The organism is Pseudomonas sp. MPB03 (genome assembly GCF_046605385.1).
Classification (GTDB): Bacteria; Pseudomonadota; Gammaproteobacteria; order Pseudomonadales; family Pseudomonadaceae; genus Aquipseudomonas; species Aquipseudomonas zanjanensis.
In genome coordinates, this window is record NZ_CP176770.1 from 4,241,286 (window position 1) to 4,261,047 (window position 19,762).

Below are 19,762 nucleotides of genomic sequence, written 5' to 3' on the forward strand. Positions count from 1 at the left end.
GCCACTCTGAGCTTCGGAAAAGATGGGACTACTAACTTTAGGGAAATTTCTCACTTAAAAAAGCATTTTTCTGACATCGAGCCCAAAAAAAATTGCTTTAGATAGGCGCAACCGTCCACACGGCACTGCTGATTCTAGAGCAGCCCAAGGCGTGGAGACTACTCGAAGTCGCCGGCAATTCGTCGGTAAATCATGAAAAGGAATTCATAATGATCGCTTTCCCTCCCCTGCCCCACCCCTTCGCCCCTTGCATCGCTGAAGCAGCCAACAGCTTTGACGGCGTCGATCGCCTGCCAATTTCGTTGATTCAACCGCGTTACCGGGTGGTCTTGGCCGGCAAGTGTTTTTTTCATATAGAAGAAACATCGACTGGACGTGTAAGAGGATTCCGAACCGATCATAACGAGGCCTGTCACCTGGCCAGGCGTCTCGAACAGAGCGCCTGAATGCCTCGGTCAATGACTTAACTCAGCCGCCGACGGGCAACTGCTGCCATACTGCCCGTCCAGCGAAGATCGTCGTCCAATGGCGGATCGCGCACCCATAATGATTTTGAGGAGCAGGCGCGACGTGACGGAATTTGATATTGGCGAATTTTTTATCCGGGGCGAGGCCAGGGAAGTCGAAGGCGAGTTCCAAGCGGTCATCGTAATGCGTGCCAAGCCGCCGTTGACCACCGTCACTTGCCACCAGGTGGAAAAGGATCGCTGGTTCAAGACTTCGCAAATCGCTGCCGAGGCTGCCAGGGAAGCGGCCAGGGCGCTGAAGGCCGCCGTGGACGAAGGCGCCTTGAAAGCCTGATTCCAATCGAACTCCTGATAAGCGCTTGCCTCAGATAAAGGAAGCACAGACGCGCCATGACGGCGCCGACCAGAGGAGACTTCCATGGAACAGCCTTCCCACGACCTCAAGACCCTGTTCGACCAACTCGGCCTGCCCTCCGATGGCAAGGCCATTGACGATTTTATCGTGGCTCACCCACTGCCCCCGGAAATCAAGCTGGTGGAGGCTGATTTCTGGTCGGACCAGCAGAAAGAGCTGCTCCAGGAATGGCTGCTCGCCGATGGCGAAGAAGCCGTGCTGGTGGACCAACTGAACGTGCGCCTGCACGACGGCAAGTAGCGGCAAAGCCCATTAGTAGCATTCACCACCGCTCTTGTGGCGAGGGAGCTTGCTCCCGCTGGGGTGCGCAGCAGCCCTTGGACCTGCCGCCTCGGTGGGTCAGGTTGAGGGGGGTCAGCCTTTGGGGCTGCTGCGCAGCCCAGCGGGAGCAAGCTCCCTCGCCACAAAAGCTTCCTTGTCACATCCGTGGTGCTGAGGTCTAGCGCGGCTTCTCGGGTTTGTAGCCCAAGCGCAAGCCGCCCCAATGACGCCCCTTGAGCATGATCGGCACGGACAGGTCATGCATCAACTCCCCCGTGTCCCGGGTGTAGGTCTGCAACAGCACCGGTTGCTGGTGGCTGCCGCAGCGGATCCCGGTGCGATCGGAGAACTTGCGCTTGGTGCGGTTATTCAGCGTGTCCACCTGGGGATCGCCGGTCAGCGGCTGGCTGAAGACCTTGTTGTGGGTCGGCACATAACCCTGCTGGGTGCAGGCAATCGCAAACACCAGGCCCTCGTGACGGGCCAGCAGAGGTTCCTGGATGGCGGGCAGGACCTGGTCGGTGTAGCGGTCGAAGCGGGTCTGGTATTTGGCCGGCTGGGTATTGGGGATCGGTTGATAGTTACGGTCGAACAAGTCCTCGAGGCTGACACGGCCCTGGTCGATATCGGCCTCGAACTGCGCGGCGATCCGGCTCGCCCCTTCCCGCGCGAGGTCGTAGACCCGTTGGTGATAATCGTCGAGGCCCACCTCGGCCAGGCGTTCGCTGATGGTTTCGGCCTGGCCTTCCATCTGCACCGCCGCCTCGGCCAGGCGCTGGGTCTGCTGGTCGCTGATGGACAGGTCGCTGCGCATCTGCTCGATGGCGTGGAACAGGCTGTCGAGTTGTTCGCGATTGGTGTCAGTGCCTTGGGCAATGGCACCGACCTGGGTTTCAACGCCTTCTGCAAGCCGGGCGATGTTTTCCAAGTGCTGACCGGTGTGCTCGACCTGCTGCACGCCACTGTCCAGGTCGGCAGCCAGTTGGCGGATCTGCTCCACTACCTGGGCGGTGCGCTGCTGGATGTCGGCCACCATCACCCCGACTTCGCCGGTTGCCGCGGCGGTACGCCCGGCCAGGCCGCGAACTTCATCGGCCACCACCGCGAACCCACGGCCATGCTCACCGGCCCGGGCCGCCTCGATGGCCGCGTTCAGCGCCAGCAGGTTGGTCTGGCTGGCGATCGATTGGATCACCAGGCTGACCCGCTGGATTTCATCGCTGCGTACGCTCAGGGCTTCGATCAATTCCCGGCTGTCATTCGCCCGCTGGCTGAGCTGGTGCATGCGGCTGATGGACTCCACCAGTTCGCTGCGCCCAGCCACGCTGCTGCGATGGGCCTCGCTGGCGGCGCCCAGGGCTTGCTGGCTGAGTTGTGAAGTGGCCTGTTCAGTGGCGATCATCGATTCGGCATTGCTGACGATCTGCGCCGCCGCATCGAGTTGGGACTGGACCTTGCCGGCCAGTTGCTTGACCGAATAGGCAACACCGGCGGCCGACAGGGCGTTATGGCTGGTGGTGTAGGACAAGTCGCGGGTCAACTCGGCCAGGGTGTCGGTGCTGGGTGCGGCTGCCGCGGCCACGCGTGAACGCAGGCGCGGCAACCAGACGATCAGCATCTCCAGCGGCAGGCCCAGGTAAAGCGACCAGCCGCCCAAGGCCATGCCGCACAGCAGCAAGGCCAGGGCCAGACTCTGCAAGGTCGGCGTCAGCCAGCGCGCCGCGCCGTTTGTTTCGGCTACCGAGGCCGGCACCGCACCCGCCAGCGTTCCGTCTGTCGCCATGTTCGTCACCCACATTCTCGTTGTTATGACCGCATTAAACGCCACTACCGAGCCATTATCCATGGTCCATTAGTCGTGTTCTTGCAGCAGGTCAACGGGGAGTAGACGAACAGGTACAGGCGAAAGCAAAAGATCGCGGCCTTCGTCAAAAGGTCGCGATCTTTTTGAACAACGCGAATCAGGCCTGACGCTGGTGCTTGTCGATCTGTTCGTGACGTTCCTGGGCTTCGATGCAGTACTTGGTGGTCGGGCTGATCAGCAGGCGCTTGAGGCCGATCGGCTCGCCGCTGTCGTCGCACCAGCCGAAGCTGTCGTCGTTGATGCGGTCCAGGGCCTGCTCCAGTTGAGGCAGCATGCGCTGGTCGCGATCGATGGCGTTGACCAGCCAGGTACGCTCTTCTTCTACGGAAGCAGCGTCCGCCGGGTCGGCCGGGGTGTCCAGGCTCTCAATGGCGATTCGGTTCTGTTCGATGCGCTCGTGGGTTTCGACTTTCATGTTCTGCAACAGCTTGGTGAAGAAAGCCAGCTGCTCGGCATTCATGTAGTCATCCGCCGGCATGGCCAGCAACTTTTCCTTTGTCATTGATTTCTCTATAAAAAAACGTGCATTAAGGCGAATTATGGAGCGTCCCGCAGCGCAGCTGCCACGCTCATCGGGAAAGGCGCCGTCTATTCCAAGCGCCACCCGGCACTCAATTTACGAGGGGCGGCAGTCTAAGGCCGAGTCGAGGCCTCAGCAACTGAAAACATAGGGAAAATGTCCGACAACCCCCTCAAATGTTCTCTGACAGGCTTTTGGCAGTCATCGGAGTGCGTTTATAACAAGAAATTCGGTGCAATTGCTGTATTAAGAAGACAAATGGCTACGCCACGCGGGTCAGGCGTGGCGCTTTGTCGCAACTTTCGGCTATCAGCGCTTGAGTTTGCGCTTGTTGCGGTACTGGTCGATGACCACCGCCACCACGATGATCAAGCCCTTGATGATGTCCTGAATGTAGGCATCGACCCCGACGAAGGTAAAGCCGCTGGCCATCACGCCGAGGATCAGCGCCCCGATCACCGTCCCGGTGATGCGCCCCACCCCACCCGCCAGGCTGGTGCCGCCGATCACCGCCGCCGCAATCGCGTCCAGCTCATAGGACATGCCCATGCCCGCCTGCCCGGTCGCCGCCCGCGCCGAGGCCACCACGCCGGCCAACCCCGCGAGCAACCCGGCAATGCTGTAGACGATCACCAAGTGGCGCTTGACGTTGATGCCCGATGTGCGCGCCGCCTGCATGTTGCCGCCAATGGCGTAGGTGTACTTGCCGTACTTGGTGTAGCGCAGGGCAATGTGGAAGATCACCGCCACCACCAGGAAGATGATCACCGGCATCGCGCCATGGCCAATGGCAGTATAGGAATCGGACAGCATGCTCACCGGCTGGCCTTCGGTATAGTAGCGTGCCAGGCCTCGGGCCGAGACCATCATGCCGAGGGTGGCGATGAACGGCGGGATGCCGGTGATGGCGATGATGCTGCCATTGATCGCCCCGGCCAGCAGCCCGACCCCAAGCCCCGCCACCACGGGTATCCACACCGGCAAGTCCGTCAGCGAGGGAAACACCGCCCGGGCGAAGTCCGAGGTCTGGGCCAGGCTGGCGGCGATCATCGCCGACAGCGCCAGCACCGAGCCGGACGACAGGTCGATGCCGGTGGTGATGATCACCTGGGTCACGCCGATGGCCAGCAGGCCGATGATCGACACTTGCAGGATCATCAGCACCAGGCGCTGGGAGTTCATCAGGAAGCTCTGGTCACGCATGATCCAGCCGAACATTTCGAACACCAGGCCGATGCCGATCAGCACCAGGAAGATGCTCAGTTCCGTCGGCAACCGCCGCCGGGTCCTGTTCGATGCTGCTGCGGGTTTGTTTTCCAGTATCGCGTTCATAGCCAATCACCTTTTTTGATCCGTGGCCAGGGAGCGTGCTCCGCTGGGCCGCATAGCGAGCCGACACAGGGCCGCTTCGCGCCCCAGCGGGAGCAAGCTCCCTCGCCACATTCGCTCGACTTTATTTACCTGAGCCGAAAGGCATCAGGACAGGCCCGAGGCCAGTTGCATCACGCGTTCCTGGGTCGCTTCGCTGCGGTCGAGGGTGCCCATCAGGTCGCCTTCGTGCATCACCATGACCCGGTCGCTCATGCCCAATACTTCCGGCAGTTCCGAGGAAATCATGATCACCGCCATGCCTTCGCTGGCGAGATAGGCGATGAGCCGGTAGATCTCGGCCTTGGCGCCGACATCGATGCCGCGGGTCGGCTCGTCGAGGATCAGGATGCGTGGATTGGTCATCAACCAGCGCGCCAGCAAGGCTTTCTGCTGGTTGCCGCCGGACAAGGTGTCGATGCACTGTTCCAGCGACGGGGTCTTGACCCGCAGTTTCTTGCACATGTCCTCGCACAAGGCGCGCAGGGCTTTCTGTTGGATGAAGCCGTTGCCGACGTAATGGGGCAGCACGGCCATCTCCATGTTTTCCAGCACCGACAGGCACGGGAACAGGCCACTGAGCTTGCGGTCCTCGGTCAACAGCGCGAAGCCTTTTTCGATGGCCATGTGCGGGTCGGTGATGCGCACCGGTTGGCCGTCCAGGAGGATTTCGCCGCCGGTGCTCGGGGTCACGCCGAAAATCGCTTCGGCCACGTTGGTCCGGCCCGAGCCCATCAATCCGGCGATCCCCAGGATCTCCCCGGCATGCAGGTCGAAGGACACGCCTTTGAAGATGCCGTCCAGGCTCAGGTCGCGCACCGACAGCACCAACTCACCGATGGGTTGCTCGCGCACTGGGAACAACTGGCTCAGCTCGCGCCCGACCATCATCGAGATCAGGCTGTCGCCGTCCATGCTGTCGGCCCGTTGCAGACCGATATAGGCGCCGTCGCGAAACACCGCCACTTCATCGGCGATGGCAAACACTTCGTTCATCTTATGGGTGATGTAGATGATGCCTTTCCCCTGGGACTTGAGGTCGGCAATGATCGAGAACAGGTGGGCGACTTCGGTCTCGGTAATGGCCGAAGTCGGCTCGTCCATGATCAGGATGTCGGAGTCATACGAGACGGCCTTGGCAATCTCGACCATCTGCCGCTCGGCAATGCTCAGGTTGCCCACCTGCTCCTCGGGGTCGAGCTTGATGCGCAGGCGCTCCAGCAGCCGGGCGGTGCAGCGGTGCATTTCGCCATGGTCGACCATGTGCAGGCCGTTGAGCTGCTCGCGGCCGATCCAGATGTTTTCGGCGATGCTCATGTGGGGCATCAGGTTCAGTTCCTGATGGATCATCGCGATGCCGGCCTGCAACGCCGCCAGCGGCGTGTCGAACGTCACCGGTTTGCCGCGCAGGCGCAGTTCGCCGGCGTCCGGCTGGTAGATGCCGGCGATAATTTTCATCAAGGTGGATTTGCCCGCACCGTTTTCACCCATCAAGGCCAGCACGGAGCCGGGGCGCACCCGCAGTTGAACATCGGACAAGGCCACCACACCGGGAAAGCCCTTGCTGACATTGACGACTTCCAGCAGGTACGGCTCATCAAGTAATACGTCCGGCTGGAAAGTCATGGCCGGGGCGCTCGAAGCAGTCGCTGAAGCGAACATGATCAGGTACTCCCTCGGCAAGGTGGCGTTGCAACCTTGCCTGCTTATTGTTGTGGTGGGACCGGGTTGAACGTCACTTGAACTGATCGACGTTTTCCGGCGTGATCAGGCGGTACGGCACCACGACGGACGCCATTTTCTCGCCCTTGGCCATTTTGACCGCCGTGTCGATGGAGCCATCGGCCTGGCCCTTGGCGTCCTGGAACACCGAGACCGCCATGTCGCCTTTCTTGATGGCGTTCAAACCGTCCGGCGTGCCATCGACCCCGGCTATCAATACGCTGCCTTTCTGGGTGCCCGCTTGCTTGAGGGCCATGGCCGCGCCGATGGCCATTTCGTCGTTGTTGGACACCACCGCGTTGAACTCGCGGCCTTGGGTCAGCCAGTCGTTGACCAGGGTCATGCCCTTATCCCGCGACCAAGTGCCGGTCTGCTCCTGCTCGATTTTGATGTCCGGGTACTTCTTGAGGACTTCCTTGACGCCCTTGGTGCGGTTGGTGGTCGAGTTGTTGGCCAGGTCACCCAGCAGGATCACGATGTCGCCCTTGCCGCCCATCTTGTCGGCCAGGTATTGCATCTGCATGCGCCCGGCCTCGAGGTCATCGGAGGTCACGGTGACCACCCCTTCCGGCAGTTTCGGATCGTCCGGGCGACGGTTGACGTACACCAGTGGGATACCGGCAGCCACCGCGGCCTTGGTGATGCGCTGGGTCGCGGCGGTGTCCACCGGGTTGACGATGAGCGCATCGACCTTCTGGCTGATGAAGCTTTCCACCTGGCTCAGTTGCTTGACCACGTCACTGCGCGCATCTTCGAACTGCAGGGTGACGCCGTCGGGCAAGGACTTGGCTTTCTTGTCCATGGATTCGCGCAGGTAGGTCAACCAGGTGTCATCGAACTGGGACATGCTGACGCCGATCTTCAGGTCCGCCAGGGCAGCGCCGCTGGTGAGCATCAACGACAGGGCCAGCGAGGCGATACGGGTCTTGGTCTTCATGAACGGTCTTTCTCCACTTTTTTGTTGGTTTTATGGATAAGGCGTGACGAATCAGGAACGGGGCAAGCGCACGATAGGCGCACCGGGCATGCAACAGACCATGGCGCCCTTGCGCTGGATACACAGGGATTCGAACAGGGGAAGGACTGCAGACAGGCGCAGCAGATATGGCAGGTGAAACGCAGAGCGGCTGAAGGTTTTCATCGACGGTACCTAGCTGTGTTTCTTGTTTTTGTTTCGTCTGTCGTCCATTCAAGGCTGGCTTGGCAGGAGGCAGACAGGGTTGTCGGTAACCTGGAATCGACTTTATTGGAAAATATTTTCCATATCAACTGATTTTAGAATTTTATTCGTTTTTTATTCCATGTCCCACAGGCGCGGATAAACCCACCACTTCGCCCTGCTCGGCACTCCGCCTGGCCGCGTCGAGGATACGCGTGGTGGCCAAGGCATCACGGGCCTCTACCGGCAGCGGGCCAGCGTCCTGCAACGCGCTTTGCAGTTGTTGGTAGAACGCCAGCCAGCAGCCACGTTCGGAGGTCACCCGCTCGCGCTCGGTGCCATGTTCGAACCAACCCCAGCGTCGATGTTCTTCCGCCCCCCAGCGCTCGCCCTCGGTCGCCGGACTCAAGCCGGCCAGCGCCTGGGCCTCCTGCCCGTCCAGGCCTTCGACGGTGTAGCAGCCCTGGGTGCCGTTGACCCGAAAACGCGGGCGCGCTGCGTTTTGCACGCAATTGCCGCTCAAGTGGGAAATCACGCCGCTGGCATGGGTCAGGGACATGAAGAAGCCGTTGTCGAACACCTGGTCCGGCTGCCGATAATCCAGCTCGGCGTAGACCCGCACCACCGGGCCGAACAATTGCAGCGCCTGGTCCACCAGATGGCTGCCGAGGTCGCGCAGAAACCCGCCGCCGCTGCCTTTGCCCACCGACGTTGGCGAATAACGCTCGACGCTGGATTCAAAACGGATGATTTGCCCGAGGGCACCAGAGGCCAGCAGTTTGCGCAGGGTCAGGAAATCCGAATCCCAGCGACGGTTCTGGTACACGCTCAGCGGCACGCCGCGTTGTTCGGCGGCCAACACCATGGCCTCGGCCTGGGCGGCGTCAGGGGCGAATGGTTTGTCGCTGACCACCGCCACGCCGAGTTCGATGGCTTGCATCACAATGGCCGGGCGACCGTCCAAAGGGGTGGAGACCACCACCGCATCGACGCCGGCCGCCACCAATTGTTCGAGGGTGTCGAAGGCCTGGGCATCCGGGTGATCGCTGGCCAATTGTTGACGGCGCTCGGCGGACCGCGTCACCACGCCGACAAACGTAGCCCCTGGCAGGCTGCTGATCAGCGGCGCATGAAAGAACCGCCCACCCTTGCCGTAGCCGACTAGTCCGATTCGCATGAAAGCTCCTTATCTGGAAATAACGCCGGGCCCTGTGGGAGCGAGCTTGCTCGCGATGACGGTGTACCTGTCGACATCAATGCAAGCTGACCCACCGCCATCGCGAGCAAGCTCGCTCCCACAGTTTGTTTCCTGGTGACTGCGGGAACTCTGCTCACCACAAATCCCTTGTGGGAGCTGAGCTTGCTCCTACATTTGAACTGCATACCCAGAAGGGGAATGTGGTTAGCCGTAGAAACGGGGGCGCTCGGGCAAGTCGACCTTGACGATCTGCCCACTCTGTTGCGCCTCGACACAAGCATCCGCCGCCACCGCCGCGGCAAACCCATCCCAGGCCGATGGTCCGCCCACTTGCCCGGCGCGCACGCCATCGATGAAGGCCTGCAACTCGATGTCGTAGGCAGCGATGAAGCGGTCCTTCCAATCCATCAGGATCGCATTGGACAGCTTGGCGCCGCTGCGGAGTTGCACCTGGGACGGTTCCGGCAGCTTGGCGATGCCGGTCTCCCCCACCACTTCGCACTGGATGTCGTAGCCGTACTGGCAGTTGACGAACACTTCGACGTCGATGCGGGTGCCCCGGGCGGTTTCCAGAAGGACGATCTGCGGGTCCCGCAGGTGGGCCAGGGCCTTGCTGGTCTTGCGGGGGAACACCACTTGCACCGAGACGTAGTCATCGGCCAATAGCCAGCGCAACACGTCCAGTTCATGAATCAAGGTGTCGGTGATCGCCATGTCGGTCTTGTAGTTCTCGCCCACGCTCGGGTTGCGGTGGGCGCAGTGCAGCATCAGCGGTTCACCGATCTGGCCACTGTCGATCACCGCCTTGAGCGCGCGATAGCCTTCATCGTACGGACGCATGAAACCGACCTGCACCAGGCGCTTGCCATGGGCCACTTCGGCGTCGACGATCTTGCGGCAGCCTTCGGCCGTGACCGCCAGGGGCTTTTCACAGAACACCGGCTTGCCCGCCGCAATGGCCGCCAGCACGAACTCTTCATGGCTCGGGCCCCAGGAGGTGACGAGAATCGCCTCCACGTCCGGCGCCTTGATCAATGCATGACCGTCGGGGTAGACCTCGGCAGTCAATTTCAAGTCGGCCACCACCTTCGCCGCCTGGGCGAGGTTGATGTCGGTCACCGCCACCACCTGGCTGTTGAGCAAGGTCTGGCTGCAACGACGGATATGGTCCTGGCCGATGGCCCCGGTGCCGATGACGCCCAGCTTCAAAGACATTTGGAACTCCTTTCGTAGGGTTGGGGCAATCAGTATTGACGGGCCTTGGCCAGTCGTTCGTTGAGGGTCTTGGCGACGGCATCGGTGCGGGCGCTGGTGGACACTTGCGCCACGCCAACCCGCCACCACGACAGGTATTTGTGGATCATGGTCTTGGGCAGAACCTTGATGTCGATCAGCGTCGAGACCGTCTGGCGCCGGGCATCGGCCAGGGCCGCGTGCAACTCATCAAGGGTCTTGACCTTGTAGGTCTTGCAACCGTAGGCCGCCGCGCTCATGGCGAAGTCCACTGGCACGAAGGCGCCGTTGAGCCTACCGGTCTCGGGGTTGCGGAAGCGGAACTCGGTGCCGAAGCTGTCCATGCCGTGTTCCATTTGCAGGTTGTTGATGCAACCGAACGTCATGTTGTCCAACAGCACCACGTTGATCTTGCGGCGCTCCTGGATCGAGGTCGCCAGTTCCGAATGCAGCATCATGTAGGAGCCATCGCCCACCAACGCATAGACCTCTTTGTCCGGCTCGGCGAGCTTCACGCCCAGGGCGGCATTGACCTCGTATCCCATGCACGAATAACCGTACTCGACGTGATAAGTGTCGACGCCCTTGCTGCGCCAGCTGCGCTGCAAATCGCCGGGCAGGCTGCCGGCGGCGGCGACGATGATGGCGTCATCCGCCAAGGCTTGGTTGAGCGTACCGAGCACGCGGCTCTGGGTCAGGCAGGAACCGGTGAGCTCGATGAATTCGCGAAACACCGCCGGGTCCATGTGGTCGTTGATTTCCGGGACGAAATCCTCGGCCTGGTAATCCGCCTGGTAGATACGGTCCACTTCGGCGTCGAGCTGGGCCTTCGCATCGGCAACCTGCCCGCCCCATTCGGCACGATAATCCCCCATCGCGGCCGACAAGGCCTCCAGGCCCGAACGGGCGTCGGCCAACAGTTGCACGCCGTCGAGTTTCAAGGCATCGCACGGGCTGATGTTGAGGTTGAGAAATTGCACCTCGGGGTGCTGGAACAGCCATTTCGACGCGGTGGTGAAATCGCTGTAGCGGGTGCCGATGCCGATGATCAGGTCGGCTTCCTTGGCCAGCAGGTTCGCCGCCAGGCAACCGGTTTCGCCGACACCGCCGACGTTCAGCGGATGGCTCGACACAACCGCGCTCTTGCCGGCCTGGGTCTCGGCAAAGGGAATCTCGAAGCGCTCGGCAAACGCCTGTAGCGCGGCGTTGGCGCCGGAGTAGCGTACGCCGCCACCGCAGATGATCAACGGCTTGCGCTTGCCCTTGAGCAACGCCAGGGCATCGCCGAGCATCGCTTCGGTGGCCGGCCGGCGGTCGATGCGGTGCACGCGTTTTTGCAGGAAGTAATCCGGGTAATCGTAGGCTTCGGCTTGCACGTCCTGGGGCAGCGCCAGGGTCACCGCGCCGGTTTCGGCCGGGTCGGTCAGCACCCGCATCGCGTGAATCGCGGCGGTCATCAATTGCTCGGGGCGGTTGATGCGGTCCCAGTATTTGCTCACGGCCTTGAAGGCATCGTTGGTGCTGATGCTCAGGTCGTGGAACTGCTCGATCTGTTGCAGCACCGGGTCCGGCTGGCGACTGGCGTAGACATCGCCGGGCAACAGCAGCAGTGGAATGCGGTTGGCCGTGGCGGTGGCCGCGGCGGTCAGCATGTTCGCCGCACCGGGGCCGACCGACGAACTGCAGGCGTAGATCTTGCGCCGCAAATGCTGCTTGGCAAACCCGATGGCGGCATGGGCCATGCCCTGCTCGTTGCGGCCCTGGTGGACCACCAGGTCGCCGCTGTCCTGCTCCAGCGCCTGGCCCAGGCCCAGCACGTTGCCGTGGCCGAAAATGGTAAAGACCCCGGCGACGAACTTGCTCTGGACGCCATCGACTTCGATGTACTGGTTATCGAGGAATTTCACCAGGGCCTGGGCCATGGTCAGTCGTGTTGTGGTCATGCTTGCACCTTTTCAAACGCAACTCGGTCAAGTGTGGGAGCGAGCTTGCTCGCGATGGCGTCAGGTCAGCCAGCATCAATGTTGACTGACACACCGCTATCGCGAGCAAGCTCGCTCCCACAGGAGGGTTCCCCATCGTTCGGGGCGCCGGGTCATACCTGCGAGCTTTGCAGGTGGTTCATGCTCGCCCCCAACGCCTGGCGGATGTCGGCCAGCTCATGGACGCTCTCGGCAAATGGCTCGAAAGACAGGTAACCGTTATAACCGCCGCTGAGCAACGCCTCGATCTGCTTGGCATTGCCGAGGATGTCAGCCTCGCCCACCAGCACCCGGTGGCCGTCTCGAATCGTCGCCAATGGTGCCTGGGCATCCTCGACGCCGGAGATGTGCACCAGCCCGGTCAGTTCGGGGAAGAACTCCTGCTCGCCGGCCAGATGATGGTGGAAAGTGTCGTGCACCAGGCGGAACACATCCAGCCCGCCAATGCTCTTGATCGCCTCCACCGCCGTGCGCTTGCGGCGCAACGAGCACTCTTCGAAACCCAGGGGTTCGACGAAACCGTAGATGCCGAAGGCGCGCAGGATCGGCGCCAGTTCACTGAGGGCGGTACGCAGCCCAGCCGCACGCTCGGCTTCGCTGCGCGGGTCGGCGCGGTCATTGAGTGGGCACATCACCAGCCCCTCGGCGCCGCACTCGCGGGCGTAGTCGGCCAGCCGCACGGCCTGGGCGCGGCGCTCTTCGTTCCACACATCGAAGGGGTACAGGGCGTTGATCGACAGCACCTTGATGCCGCGGGCCTCGCACAACTCACGGACGCGAGCCGGCGGCATGCCGTCTTCGATCTCGACACCCTTGAGGTCGTTGCGAATCTCGATGGCATCGGTTTTCAACGCCAGGGCCAAGTCGATGAACGCGGGCAGTGACAGGTGCGGGGCAACCATTCGGTTCAAGGCAAAACGCAGGGGCTTGTTCATTGTTGTTCTCCCTCCGGCAGTCATACGAAAAATGCGTTATTGGGCAGTCGGCATGCTGAATTCAGGGCCCTTGGCGATGCTGTCGGGCCAACGCTGCATCACACTCTTGTAGCGGCTATAGAAGCGCAGGCCTTCCTCGCCGTAGGCATGGTGGTCGCCGAACAACGAGCGCTTCCAGCCGCCAAAGGAATGCCAGGCCATGGGCACCGGAATCGGCACATTGATGCCCACCATGCCGACCTTGATGCTGCGGGCGAACGCCCGGGCGATGCCGCCGTCGCGGGTAAAGCACGACACGCCGTTGCCGAACTCATGGGCGTTGATCAACGCCACCGCCGTGGCGAAGTCCGGCACACGGACGATCCCCAGCACCGGGCCGAAAATTTCTTGCTGGTAGATGCTCATCTCGGCAGTGACCTGATCGAACAGCGTCGCCCCGACAAAGAACCCCTGCTCCGCCCCCGGCACTTTGAAGCCTCGGCCGTCGACAATCAGCCGGGCACCCTCGGCCACGCCGGCATCGATGAAACCTTCGACCTTGGCCTTGTGCTCGGCAGTGACCAGGGGCCCCATGTCGGTGCCGGGTTGCTGGCCGTTGCCGACTTTCAACTGGTCGATACGCGGCAGCAGGCGAGCGATCAGTTCGTCGCCGACGTCGCCCACTGCCACGGCGATGGAAATGGCCATGCAGCGTTCACCGGCCGAGCCGTAGGCGGCACCGATCAAGGCGTCCGCCGCCTGGTCGAGGTCGGCATCGGGCATGACAATCATGTGGTTCTTGGCCCCGCCCAGGGCCTGGACGCGCTTGCCGTGGGCCGTGCCCTGCTGGTGGATGTACTCGGCGATGGGCGTGGAGCCGACAAAGGAAATCGCTTCGATGTCCGGGTGCTGCAACAGCGCATCCACCGCGACTTTGTCACCCTGGACCACATTGAACACGCCGTCCGGCAGTCCGGCTTCGGTCAGCAAGCGGGCCATCAGCAAACTGGCGGACGGATCGCGTTCCGAAGGCTTGAGGATGAAGCAGTTGCCGGCAACCAGCGCCAGGGGAATCATCCACAGCGGCACCATCACCGGGAAATTGAACGGTGTGACCCCGGCGCAAACGCCCAGGGGCTGGCGCAGGTTCCAGTTGTCGATGCCGCCACCGATGTTGTCGCTGAAATCGGTCTTGAGCAGGTTTGGCGCACCGCAGGCGTACTCGACGATCTCGATGCCGCGGGTGACTTCGCCGTGGGCGTCGGACAGCACCTTGCCGTGTTCACGGCTGATGATCCGGGCCAGTTCGTCGTGGTGACGATCGAGCAGCTCCTTGAACTTGAACATCACCCGCGAACGACGCAATGACGACTGCTCGGACCAGGCCGGGAACGCCGCCAGCGCCGAGGCCACCGCCGCGTCGACGGTACTCGGTTCGGCCAGGGCCACTCGCGCCTGCACCGCACCGGTGGCCGGATTGAAGACGTTGCTGGACCGCGGACTGTCGCTGTCCTGCACCTGACCGTTGATGTAATGGCCTACTACCGGGGCGTCGCTCATCGTGCTTGTTCTCCCTGCGTATGTGTGGGGTCAGAGATCCAGCAGCCAGCTGTGCTGCGGATCGTTGTGGAATTGCCAGACCCGCTTCGGGCCGGCCATGACGTTCAGGTAATACGACTCGTACCCGTAGGGCACGCTGACCGGGTGATAGCCTTTGGGGACGACCACCAGGTCGTTGTTCTCCACGGCCATGGCCTGGTCGATGCTGCGGTCGTCGGTGTAGACCCGCTGGAACACGAAGCCTTGGGACGGATTGACCTGGTGGTAATAGGTCTCTTCGAGGAAGCTCTGGTGCGGCAGGTCGTCGGTGTCGTGCTTGTGGGGCGGGTAGCTCGAGGAATGCCCCGACGGCGTGCGCACCTCCACCACCAGCAGCGAGTGGGCCGGTTCGCTGTCCGGCAGGATGTCGCAGACATAGCGGGTATTGGCGCCCTTGCCGCGCACGCTGCGCTTCATGCTGTCCGGGCGGATCAGCCGTGGGCCATGACTGTTTTGCGCCGAACCCGGTGCGGCGCACACGGCAATCTGCACATCGCTCAGGGCGGTGACCTGGGCCTGACTGCCGGGCGGCAGGTAAGCGGCATAAGGTGATTTGTCCTCGAACACCGACTGGCGATCACCGAGGTTGTCCCAATCGAAGGCGCCCTGCCCCGGCGCTTCGCCCTTGAGGCTGACGCGACCACTGAGCAACACCAGGCACAATTCCTTGTCCCCGGCGGCCACTGGCAGGGTTTCACCGAGACGCAGGCGGTAGGCAGCGAAGCCGACGTATTCCAACTCCCCCGCCGGCAACTGGACCATGGTTCGGCCGCTGGATTGGCTCTTGATCAACAGGCTCATGACGGGCTCCTTTCGTTCAGCAAGGCGCGCAAGGTGTCGTAGCCCTTCTTGGCGTAGGCATAACTCGGGGCTACGGCAGGGTCCTGCTCGGCTTCCACCACCAGCCACCCTTCGTAGTCGGCGGCCAGCAGCACGTCGAGCAACGCGGCGAAGTCGATGTCGCCATCCCCCGGCACGGTGAAGGTGCCGTTGATGATGCAGTCGGGGAAGCTCCAGAGGTTGTTGCGCGCCAGTTGCACCACCGGTTTGCGCACATCCTTGAAGTGCACGTGGCAGACCCGCTCGATGTGTTTGCGCAGCACCTGCAACGGCTCGCCACCGCCCATGTAGCAGTGACCCGAGTCGAACAGCAGGCCCACTTCACTGCCGGTCAGGGCCATCAGTTTGTCGATGTCCGTGGGCGATTCGACGTAGGCGCCCATGTGGTGGTGATAGGCCAGGCGCACGCCTTGGGACAGGGTGAAGCGCGCCAGTTCGGTGAGTTTGTCGGCGTAGGCTTGCCAAGCGTCATCCGTATGGAAGCGCGGCCGCTCGACCAATGGAATCCGCTGGCCCTGGATGGAATCGGCCACTTCGCCGTAGACCAGCACCGTCGCGCCGTTCTGCGCCAGCAGCTCGACGTGGCTGGCGATGGCGTCGATTTCTTCCGCCGCCGAACGCCGGGCCAGGCGACTGGAATACCAGCCGGACACCAGCGCCAGGTCGTAAGGCCGCAGCACATCGCCGACGCCCTTGGCGTCCTTGGGGAATTTGCCGTTGAGCTCAAAACCTTCGTAGCCGATGGCCTTGCCTTCACTCAGCGCCGTACTCAACGGCGTCTCGCCGCCCAACGACGGCAAGTCATCGTTGCTCCAGGAAATCGGGTTGATGCCAATTCGAATAGCGGGCATGGCTGCACCTTTTATTGTTTTCACAATCAGTAAGAACGACGCTGAATCCCTGTGGGAGCGAGCTTGCTCGCGATAGCGGTGTATCCGTCAAAGTGATGCTGACTGGCCTGACGCCATCGCGAGCAAGCTCGCTCCCACAGGTTCAGTGTTTACAATCTTTGAATTCCTTTAACTGCGCGCAGCACGCCACGCCTCGATCAATTCCACAAACCTGCCCTGCACATCCCGGATCAGCGTTTCGTCGTCGATTTCCCCGGCCAGCCAGGCCCGGCTCGGTTCCTGGAAGATCGTGCGGCCCACGGCGAACCCACGGCAGGTGGTGCTCCGACGGGCCTGGCGAAAGCCTTCGGCCAACGCGGCGGCCGGGGCGTTGAGGCCCAGCAGGACCACGCCACGGCAATACGGGTCGCGCTGTTGGATCAGCTCGTCGAGCTGCTGCCACTCCTGCGCGCCCTGGGCCTCGATCTTCCACCACGCCGGGAAGATACCCAGGTTGTAGAGGCGTTTGAGGGCACGATAGAGCACGTCCGGGTGCGGTGATGGGTGATCCTTGGGCGGTATGATTTCCAGCAGCAACTCGTGGCCGCTGGCCTGGGAGGCCTTGTACAGCCCCATCAACTGCGCCTCTTGCTCCAGGCGCAGCAGCGGTTCGTCGTCAGGGTGAAATTGCACCAGGCACTTGATGATCTGCTCCTGTGGCCAGGCGATCAGGTTGCTGCCAATGGAACGCCCATGCTCGAAGGCCAGCGGCCGCGAACCTTGCACCTCCACCGGCCGCGCCACCCACCAGCCGCGCCCGGTGGCAGCGTTCAGCGAATCCTGGCCGAAGCGCTGGTCGGCCAGCAGACCGACGTCAGCCTCGATGCCCTGGTGCCGCAGGTCGGCTTCGACCCGCGCCACCGCCTGGATGAATAGTTGCTTGAGTTCACCGATGCTGCTCAACTCGCGACCGCCCTTCTGGGCCAGTTCCACCAATTGTCCGCGATGGTCGAAAGCAAAGATGAACAACTGTTTCCAAGCCTTGCGGGGTACGCTGACCTGGTGCAGCCGTTGCAGCACGGCATCCTGGTCGGGCCGGGTGATCGGCACCGGGCTTTGGAATAAATAGTCGAGCTCGGCCCGGGTCGGCATCGCCGGGGCGCAGGCATGGCGCGACACCACCAGGCCGCCGCAGGCATTGGCCAACTGACAGCAGCGCTCATCGCTGGCATCTTCCAGCCAGCCGGCAAGAAAGCCCGACATGAACGCATCGCCGGCGCCCAGTACGTTCAAGACTTCGACCCGTACGCCCGGGTAAATCGCACCGTCTTCGAGCCGGGCCGGGATGGCGCCATGGATCACCGTGCAGCCCTGGGGGCCGAGCTTGACCACCAGCGTCGCCGCCGTCAGCGAGCGTACGGTGCGCAGCGCGGTCAGCAGGTCTTCGCTGCCGCCGGCGATGAGAAATTCTTCTTCGGTGCCGACGATCAGGTCGAAACGCGGCAGGATGCCTTGCACGTGCTGGCTGACCTTCTGGTCGGCGACAAACCGGGTTTCTCCGTCAGCCTTGGCCGCCAGGCCCCAGAGCACCGGCCGATAGTCGATGTCGAGGACGCGCTTGACCTGGTGCTTTTGCGCGTAGTCCAGCGCCTGGATACTGGCCTGGTAGACGCCATCGGTGGAGAAATGCGTGCCGGTGATCAGCAGGGCCTTGCTGGAGGCAATGAACGCTTCGTCGATGTCTTCGGCGCGCAGCGCCATGTCCGCGCAATTTTCCCGGTAGAACACCAGGGGGAAGGTTTCGCGGTCCTTGATCCCCAGCAGGACCATGGCCGTCAGCCGCTCGGGATCGACCTTGATGCCACTGACATCGCAGCCTTCGCGGGCCAGGGACTCCACCAGGAAACGCCCCATGTGGTCGTCCCCGACCCGGCTCAGCATCGCCGACCGGAGCCCCAGGCGCGCCGTGCCGAACGCGATGTTGGCAGAGGAACCGCCCAGGTACTTGGCGAAGCTCGAGACATCTTCCAGGCGCGCGCCGACTTGCTGCGCATAGAGGTCGACGCCCAGGCGTCCCAGGCAGATCACATCCAATTGACGCCCACTGGCAAAACGAGTCTGGCCCATGCTGGCTCCTGTTATTTTTATCAGCCTGCGCTTGTCGCCGACACCGGCGCCAACGCTGTTGGTGAATGCAGACTAAAACGAGCCGCAGGCAAGAATCAATAATTATTCTATAAATTTTTTACGTGGAATATTTTTTCCAATACGCTATGACCCAAGCGAAGCAGACACAGTGCATCGTTTCAGCACTGCTGCAACATTAGTCCACCCATGATTTTCCCTGCGCCTACGCTGTAGACTGCGACCAGCCAACCTATTGTCGAGGGCCAGCCTTTTTTCGGGCCGCCCTATAAGAACAAGCCAGAAGGATTTTCTATGACCCGCCCCGATGATCTGCCGGCGCCGTCCGAGAGTGCGTCCGAACCCGCCCTCCCGAGCCCACCGATCAATGCCGAGCGCCTGTTGCAACTGATCACCGACGAATACGAAAGCCTGCCGCGCCAGCTCAAGCGCATCGCCAGCTACATGAGCCAGCAGAGTAACCGGATCATGGTGGATCGCATCAGCGACATCGCCCGGGAATGCGAAGTGCACCCCTCGGCCATCGTCCGGTTTTCCCAGCGCTTCGGCTTCAGCGGGTTCAGCGAAATGCAGGCGTTGTTTCGCGAGGCCTACACCCACAAGACCACCCCGGTGCAGAACTACCAGCAGCGCATCCGCAGCATGATCGCCAACAAGTCGCAGAAAGCCAGCGGTGGCGACCTGGCCCGCGAATGCGTCAACGCAACCTTGTCGGGCATCGAGCGCCTGGGGTTGGAGCTGGACGACCAGGCGTTCGAAAAGGCCGTGGACCTGGTGGTCAACGCCGACAACATCTATGTGGTGGGTGTACGCCGTTCGTTCGCGGTTGCCGACTACCTGGTCTACAACCTGCAGCACACCAACAAGCGCATTCACCTGGTGTCCGGCCTGGGGGGCAGTTACCGCGAGCAGATGCGTAGCGTGCGGGCCAACGACCTGGTCATCGCCATCAGCTTCACGCCCTACGGCAAGGAAACCCAGCACTGCTTGCGCATCGCCCAGCATCACCAGGCCAAGACCCTGATCATCACCGACAGCAACCTTTCCCCCCTGGCCAAACGGGCCAATGCGGTGTTGCTGGTGAACGAAGGCAGCTCGTTCGCCTTCCGTTCGCTGAGCGCCACGTTGTGCCTGTGCCAGGCGTTGTTCATCGCCGTGGCTTACCGGTTGGAACTCAAGGTCGATGAAATCCATGAACAGGTCGGGTTCGAGGATTAACACCCACAAGACTTTTCTGAAGGAGAT

General features: G+C 62.2%; 18 protein-coding genes. 3 read left to right on the top strand and 15 right to left on the bottom strand.

Annotated elements, in window-relative coordinates; all coding sequences use genetic code 11:
- Window positions 1-158 precede the first annotated feature (158 nt).
- Window positions 159-401 (bottom strand): hypothetical protein, encoded by a 243-nt coding sequence (locus ACLH0I_RS18090; protein WP_411387576.1) that lies wholly within the window; start codon window positions 399-401, stop codon window positions 159-161.
- A 169-nt stretch (window positions 402-570) separates the two neighbouring features.
- Here ACLH0I_RS18090 and ACLH0I_RS18095 point away from each other — a divergent pair, with 169 nt between their 5' ends.
- Together ACLH0I_RS18095 and ACLH0I_RS18100 are read left to right on the top strand one after the other, a co-directional pair.
- Window positions 571-801, top strand: a complete 231-nt coding sequence (locus ACLH0I_RS18095) for a hypothetical protein (RefSeq protein ID WP_250965570.1) — start codon at window positions 571-573, stop codon at window positions 799-801.
- An 84-nt stretch (window positions 802-885) separates the two neighbouring features.
- Window positions 886-1,122: a DUF2789 family protein gene (locus ACLH0I_RS18100; RefSeq protein WP_411384991.1), complete on the top strand. Its 237-nt coding sequence runs from the start codon at window positions 886-888 to the stop codon at window positions 1,120-1,122.
- Between the two features lie 199 nt (window positions 1,123-1,321).
- Here the strand turns inward: ACLH0I_RS18100 and ACLH0I_RS18105 are convergent, their stop codons facing one another.
- The 14 genes from ACLH0I_RS18105 to ACLH0I_RS18170 form a co-directional block, all read right to left on the bottom strand.
- Window positions 1,322-2,926 (bottom strand): methyl-accepting chemotaxis protein, encoded by a 1,605-nt coding sequence (locus ACLH0I_RS18105; protein WP_411384992.1) that lies wholly within the window; start codon window positions 2,924-2,926, stop codon window positions 1,322-1,324.
- Window positions 2,927-3,104: 178 nt separating this feature from the next.
- Window positions 3,105-3,509: a TraR/DksA family transcriptional regulator gene (locus ACLH0I_RS18110; RefSeq protein WP_003202859.1), complete on the bottom strand. Its 405-nt coding sequence runs from the start codon at window positions 3,507-3,509 to the stop codon at window positions 3,105-3,107.
- Window positions 3,510-3,836: 327 nt separating this feature from the next.
- On the bottom strand, window positions 3,837-4,859 hold the full coding sequence (locus ACLH0I_RS18115) for an ABC transporter permease (RefSeq protein WP_411384993.1): 1,023 nt from the start codon (window positions 4,857-4,859) through the stop codon (window positions 3,837-3,839).
- Between the two features lie 144 nt (window positions 4,860-5,003).
- A complete protein-coding gene (locus ACLH0I_RS18120; protein ID WP_186729056.1) occupies window positions 5,004-6,557 on the bottom strand; it encodes a sugar ABC transporter ATP-binding protein in 1,554 nt (517 codons plus the stop codon).
- Between the two features lie 73 nt (window positions 6,558-6,630).
- A complete protein-coding gene (locus ACLH0I_RS18125) occupies window positions 6,631-7,554 on the bottom strand; it encodes a sugar ABC transporter substrate-binding protein (protein WP_411384994.1) in 924 nt (307 codons plus the stop codon).
- Between the two features lie 51 nt (window positions 7,555-7,605).
- Window positions 7,606-7,758, bottom strand: a complete 153-nt coding sequence (locus tag ACLH0I_RS18130; RefSeq protein ID WP_250965574.1) for a hypothetical protein — start codon at window positions 7,756-7,758, stop codon at window positions 7,606-7,608.
- A 142-nt stretch (window positions 7,759-7,900) separates the two neighbouring features.
- Window positions 7,901-8,953, bottom strand: coding sequence for a Gfo/Idh/MocA family oxidoreductase (locus tag ACLH0I_RS18135; RefSeq protein ID WP_411384995.1), 1,053 nt, complete (start codon window positions 8,951-8,953; stop codon window positions 7,901-7,903).
- Between the two features lie 225 nt (window positions 8,954-9,178).
- On the bottom strand, window positions 9,179-10,189 hold the full coding sequence (locus ACLH0I_RS18140) for a Gfo/Idh/MocA family protein (RefSeq protein WP_411384996.1): 1,011 nt from the start codon (window positions 10,187-10,189) through the stop codon (window positions 9,179-9,181).
- Window positions 10,190-10,218: 29 nt separating this feature from the next.
- The gene (gene iolD, locus ACLH0I_RS18145; RefSeq protein WP_411384997.1) at window positions 10,219-12,150 is read right to left on the bottom strand and encodes a 3D-(3,5/4)-trihydroxycyclohexane-1,2-dione acylhydrolase (decyclizing); all 1,932 of its coding nucleotides are present in this window, start codon (window positions 12,148-12,150) and stop codon (window positions 10,219-10,221) included.
- Between the two features lie 152 nt (window positions 12,151-12,302).
- The gene (locus ACLH0I_RS18150; protein ID WP_411384998.1) at window positions 12,303-13,124 is read right to left on the bottom strand and encodes a TIM barrel protein; all 822 of its coding nucleotides are present in this window, start codon (window positions 13,122-13,124) and stop codon (window positions 12,303-12,305) included.
- A 36-nt stretch (window positions 13,125-13,160) separates the two neighbouring features.
- Window positions 13,161-14,663, bottom strand: coding sequence for a CoA-acylating methylmalonate-semialdehyde dehydrogenase (locus ACLH0I_RS18155; protein WP_411384999.1), 1,503 nt, complete (start codon window positions 14,661-14,663; stop codon window positions 13,161-13,163).
- A 30-nt stretch (window positions 14,664-14,693) separates the two neighbouring features.
- The gene (gene iolB, locus ACLH0I_RS18160; RefSeq protein WP_411385000.1) at window positions 14,694-15,503 is read right to left on the bottom strand and encodes a 5-deoxy-glucuronate isomerase; all 810 of its coding nucleotides are present in this window, start codon (window positions 15,501-15,503) and stop codon (window positions 14,694-14,696) included.
- The gene (gene iolE / locus ACLH0I_RS18165; RefSeq protein WP_411385001.1) at window positions 15,500-16,393 is read right to left on the bottom strand and encodes a myo-inosose-2 dehydratase; all 894 of its coding nucleotides are present in this window, start codon (window positions 16,391-16,393) and stop codon (window positions 15,500-15,502) included. Before iolE ends, iolB begins: the two co-directional genes overlap by 4 nt.
- Window positions 16,394-16,561: 168 nt before the next feature.
- Complete coding sequence (locus ACLH0I_RS18170; protein ID WP_411385002.1) at window positions 16,562-18,499, bottom strand: bifunctional 5-dehydro-2-deoxygluconokinase/5-dehydro-2-deoxyphosphogluconate aldolase; 1,938 nt, start codon at window positions 18,497-18,499, stop codon at window positions 16,562-16,564.
- A gap of 312 nt (window positions 18,500-18,811) precedes the next feature.
- On the opposite strand from ACLH0I_RS18170, the gene ACLH0I_RS18175 reads away from it, so the two are divergent.
- A complete protein-coding gene (locus tag ACLH0I_RS18175) occupies window positions 18,812-19,735 on the top strand; it encodes a MurR/RpiR family transcriptional regulator (RefSeq protein WP_411385003.1) in 924 nt (307 codons plus the stop codon).
- Window positions 19,736-19,762 lie beyond the last annotated feature (27 nt).

Bases quoted from the DNA above. Each gene is read 5' to 3' on its own strand.
- ACLH0I_RS18090 (WP_411387576.1), bottom strand. From the start codon at position 401: ATGATCGGTTCGGAATCCTCTTACACGTCCAGTCGATGTTTCTTCTAT.
- ACLH0I_RS18100 (WP_411384991.1), top strand. From the start codon at position 886: ATGGAACAGCCTTCCCACGACCTCAAGACCCTGTTCGACCAACTCGGC.
- ACLH0I_RS18105 (WP_411384992.1), bottom strand. From the start codon at position 2,926: ATGGCGACAGACGGAACGCTGGCGGGTGCGGTGCCGGCCTCGGTAGCC.
- ACLH0I_RS18110 (WP_003202859.1), bottom strand. From the start codon at position 3,509: ATGACAAAGGAAAAGTTGCTGGCCATGCCGGCGGATGACTACATGAAT.
- ACLH0I_RS18115 (WP_411384993.1), bottom strand. From the start codon at position 4,859: ATGAACGCGATACTGGAAAACAAACCCGCAGCAGCATCGAACAGGACC.
- ACLH0I_RS18120 (WP_186729056.1), bottom strand. From the start codon at position 6,557: ATGTTCGCTTCAGCGACTGCTTCGAGCGCCCCGGCCATGACTTTCCAG.
- ACLH0I_RS18125 (WP_411384994.1), bottom strand. From the start codon at position 7,554: ATGAAGACCAAGACCCGTATCGCCTCGCTGGCCCTGTCGTTGATGCTC.
- ACLH0I_RS18130 (WP_250965574.1), bottom strand. From the start codon at position 7,758: ATGAAAACCTTCAGCCGCTCTGCGTTTCACCTGCCATATCTGCTGCGC.
- ACLH0I_RS18135 (WP_411384995.1), bottom strand. From the start codon at position 8,953: ATGCGAATCGGACTAGTCGGCTACGGCAAGGGTGGGCGGTTCTTTCAT.
- ACLH0I_RS18140 (WP_411384996.1), bottom strand. From the start codon at position 10,189: ATGTCTTTGAAGCTGGGCGTCATCGGCACCGGGGCCATCGGCCAGGAC.
- iolD (WP_411384997.1), bottom strand. From the start codon at position 12,150: ATGACCACAACACGACTGACCATGGCCCAGGCCCTGGTGAAATTCCTC.
- ACLH0I_RS18150 (WP_411384998.1), bottom strand. From the start codon at position 13,124: ATGAACAAGCCCCTGCGTTTTGCCTTGAACCGAATGGTTGCCCCGCAC.
- ACLH0I_RS18155 (WP_411384999.1), bottom strand. From the start codon at position 14,663: ATGAGCGACGCCCCGGTAGTAGGCCATTACATCAACGGTCAGGTGCAG.
- iolB (WP_411385000.1), bottom strand. From the start codon at position 15,503: ATGAGCCTGTTGATCAAGAGCCAATCCAGCGGCCGAACCATGGTCCAG.
- iolE (WP_411385001.1), bottom strand. From the start codon at position 16,393: ATGCCCGCTATTCGAATTGGCATCAACCCGATTTCCTGGAGCAACGAT.
- ACLH0I_RS18170 (WP_411385002.1), bottom strand. From the start codon at position 18,499: ATGGGCCAGACTCGTTTTGCCAGTGGGCGTCAATTGGATGTGATCTGC.
- ACLH0I_RS18175 (WP_411385003.1), top strand. From the start codon at position 18,812: ATGACCCGCCCCGATGATCTGCCGGCGCCGTCCGAGAGTGCGTCCGAA.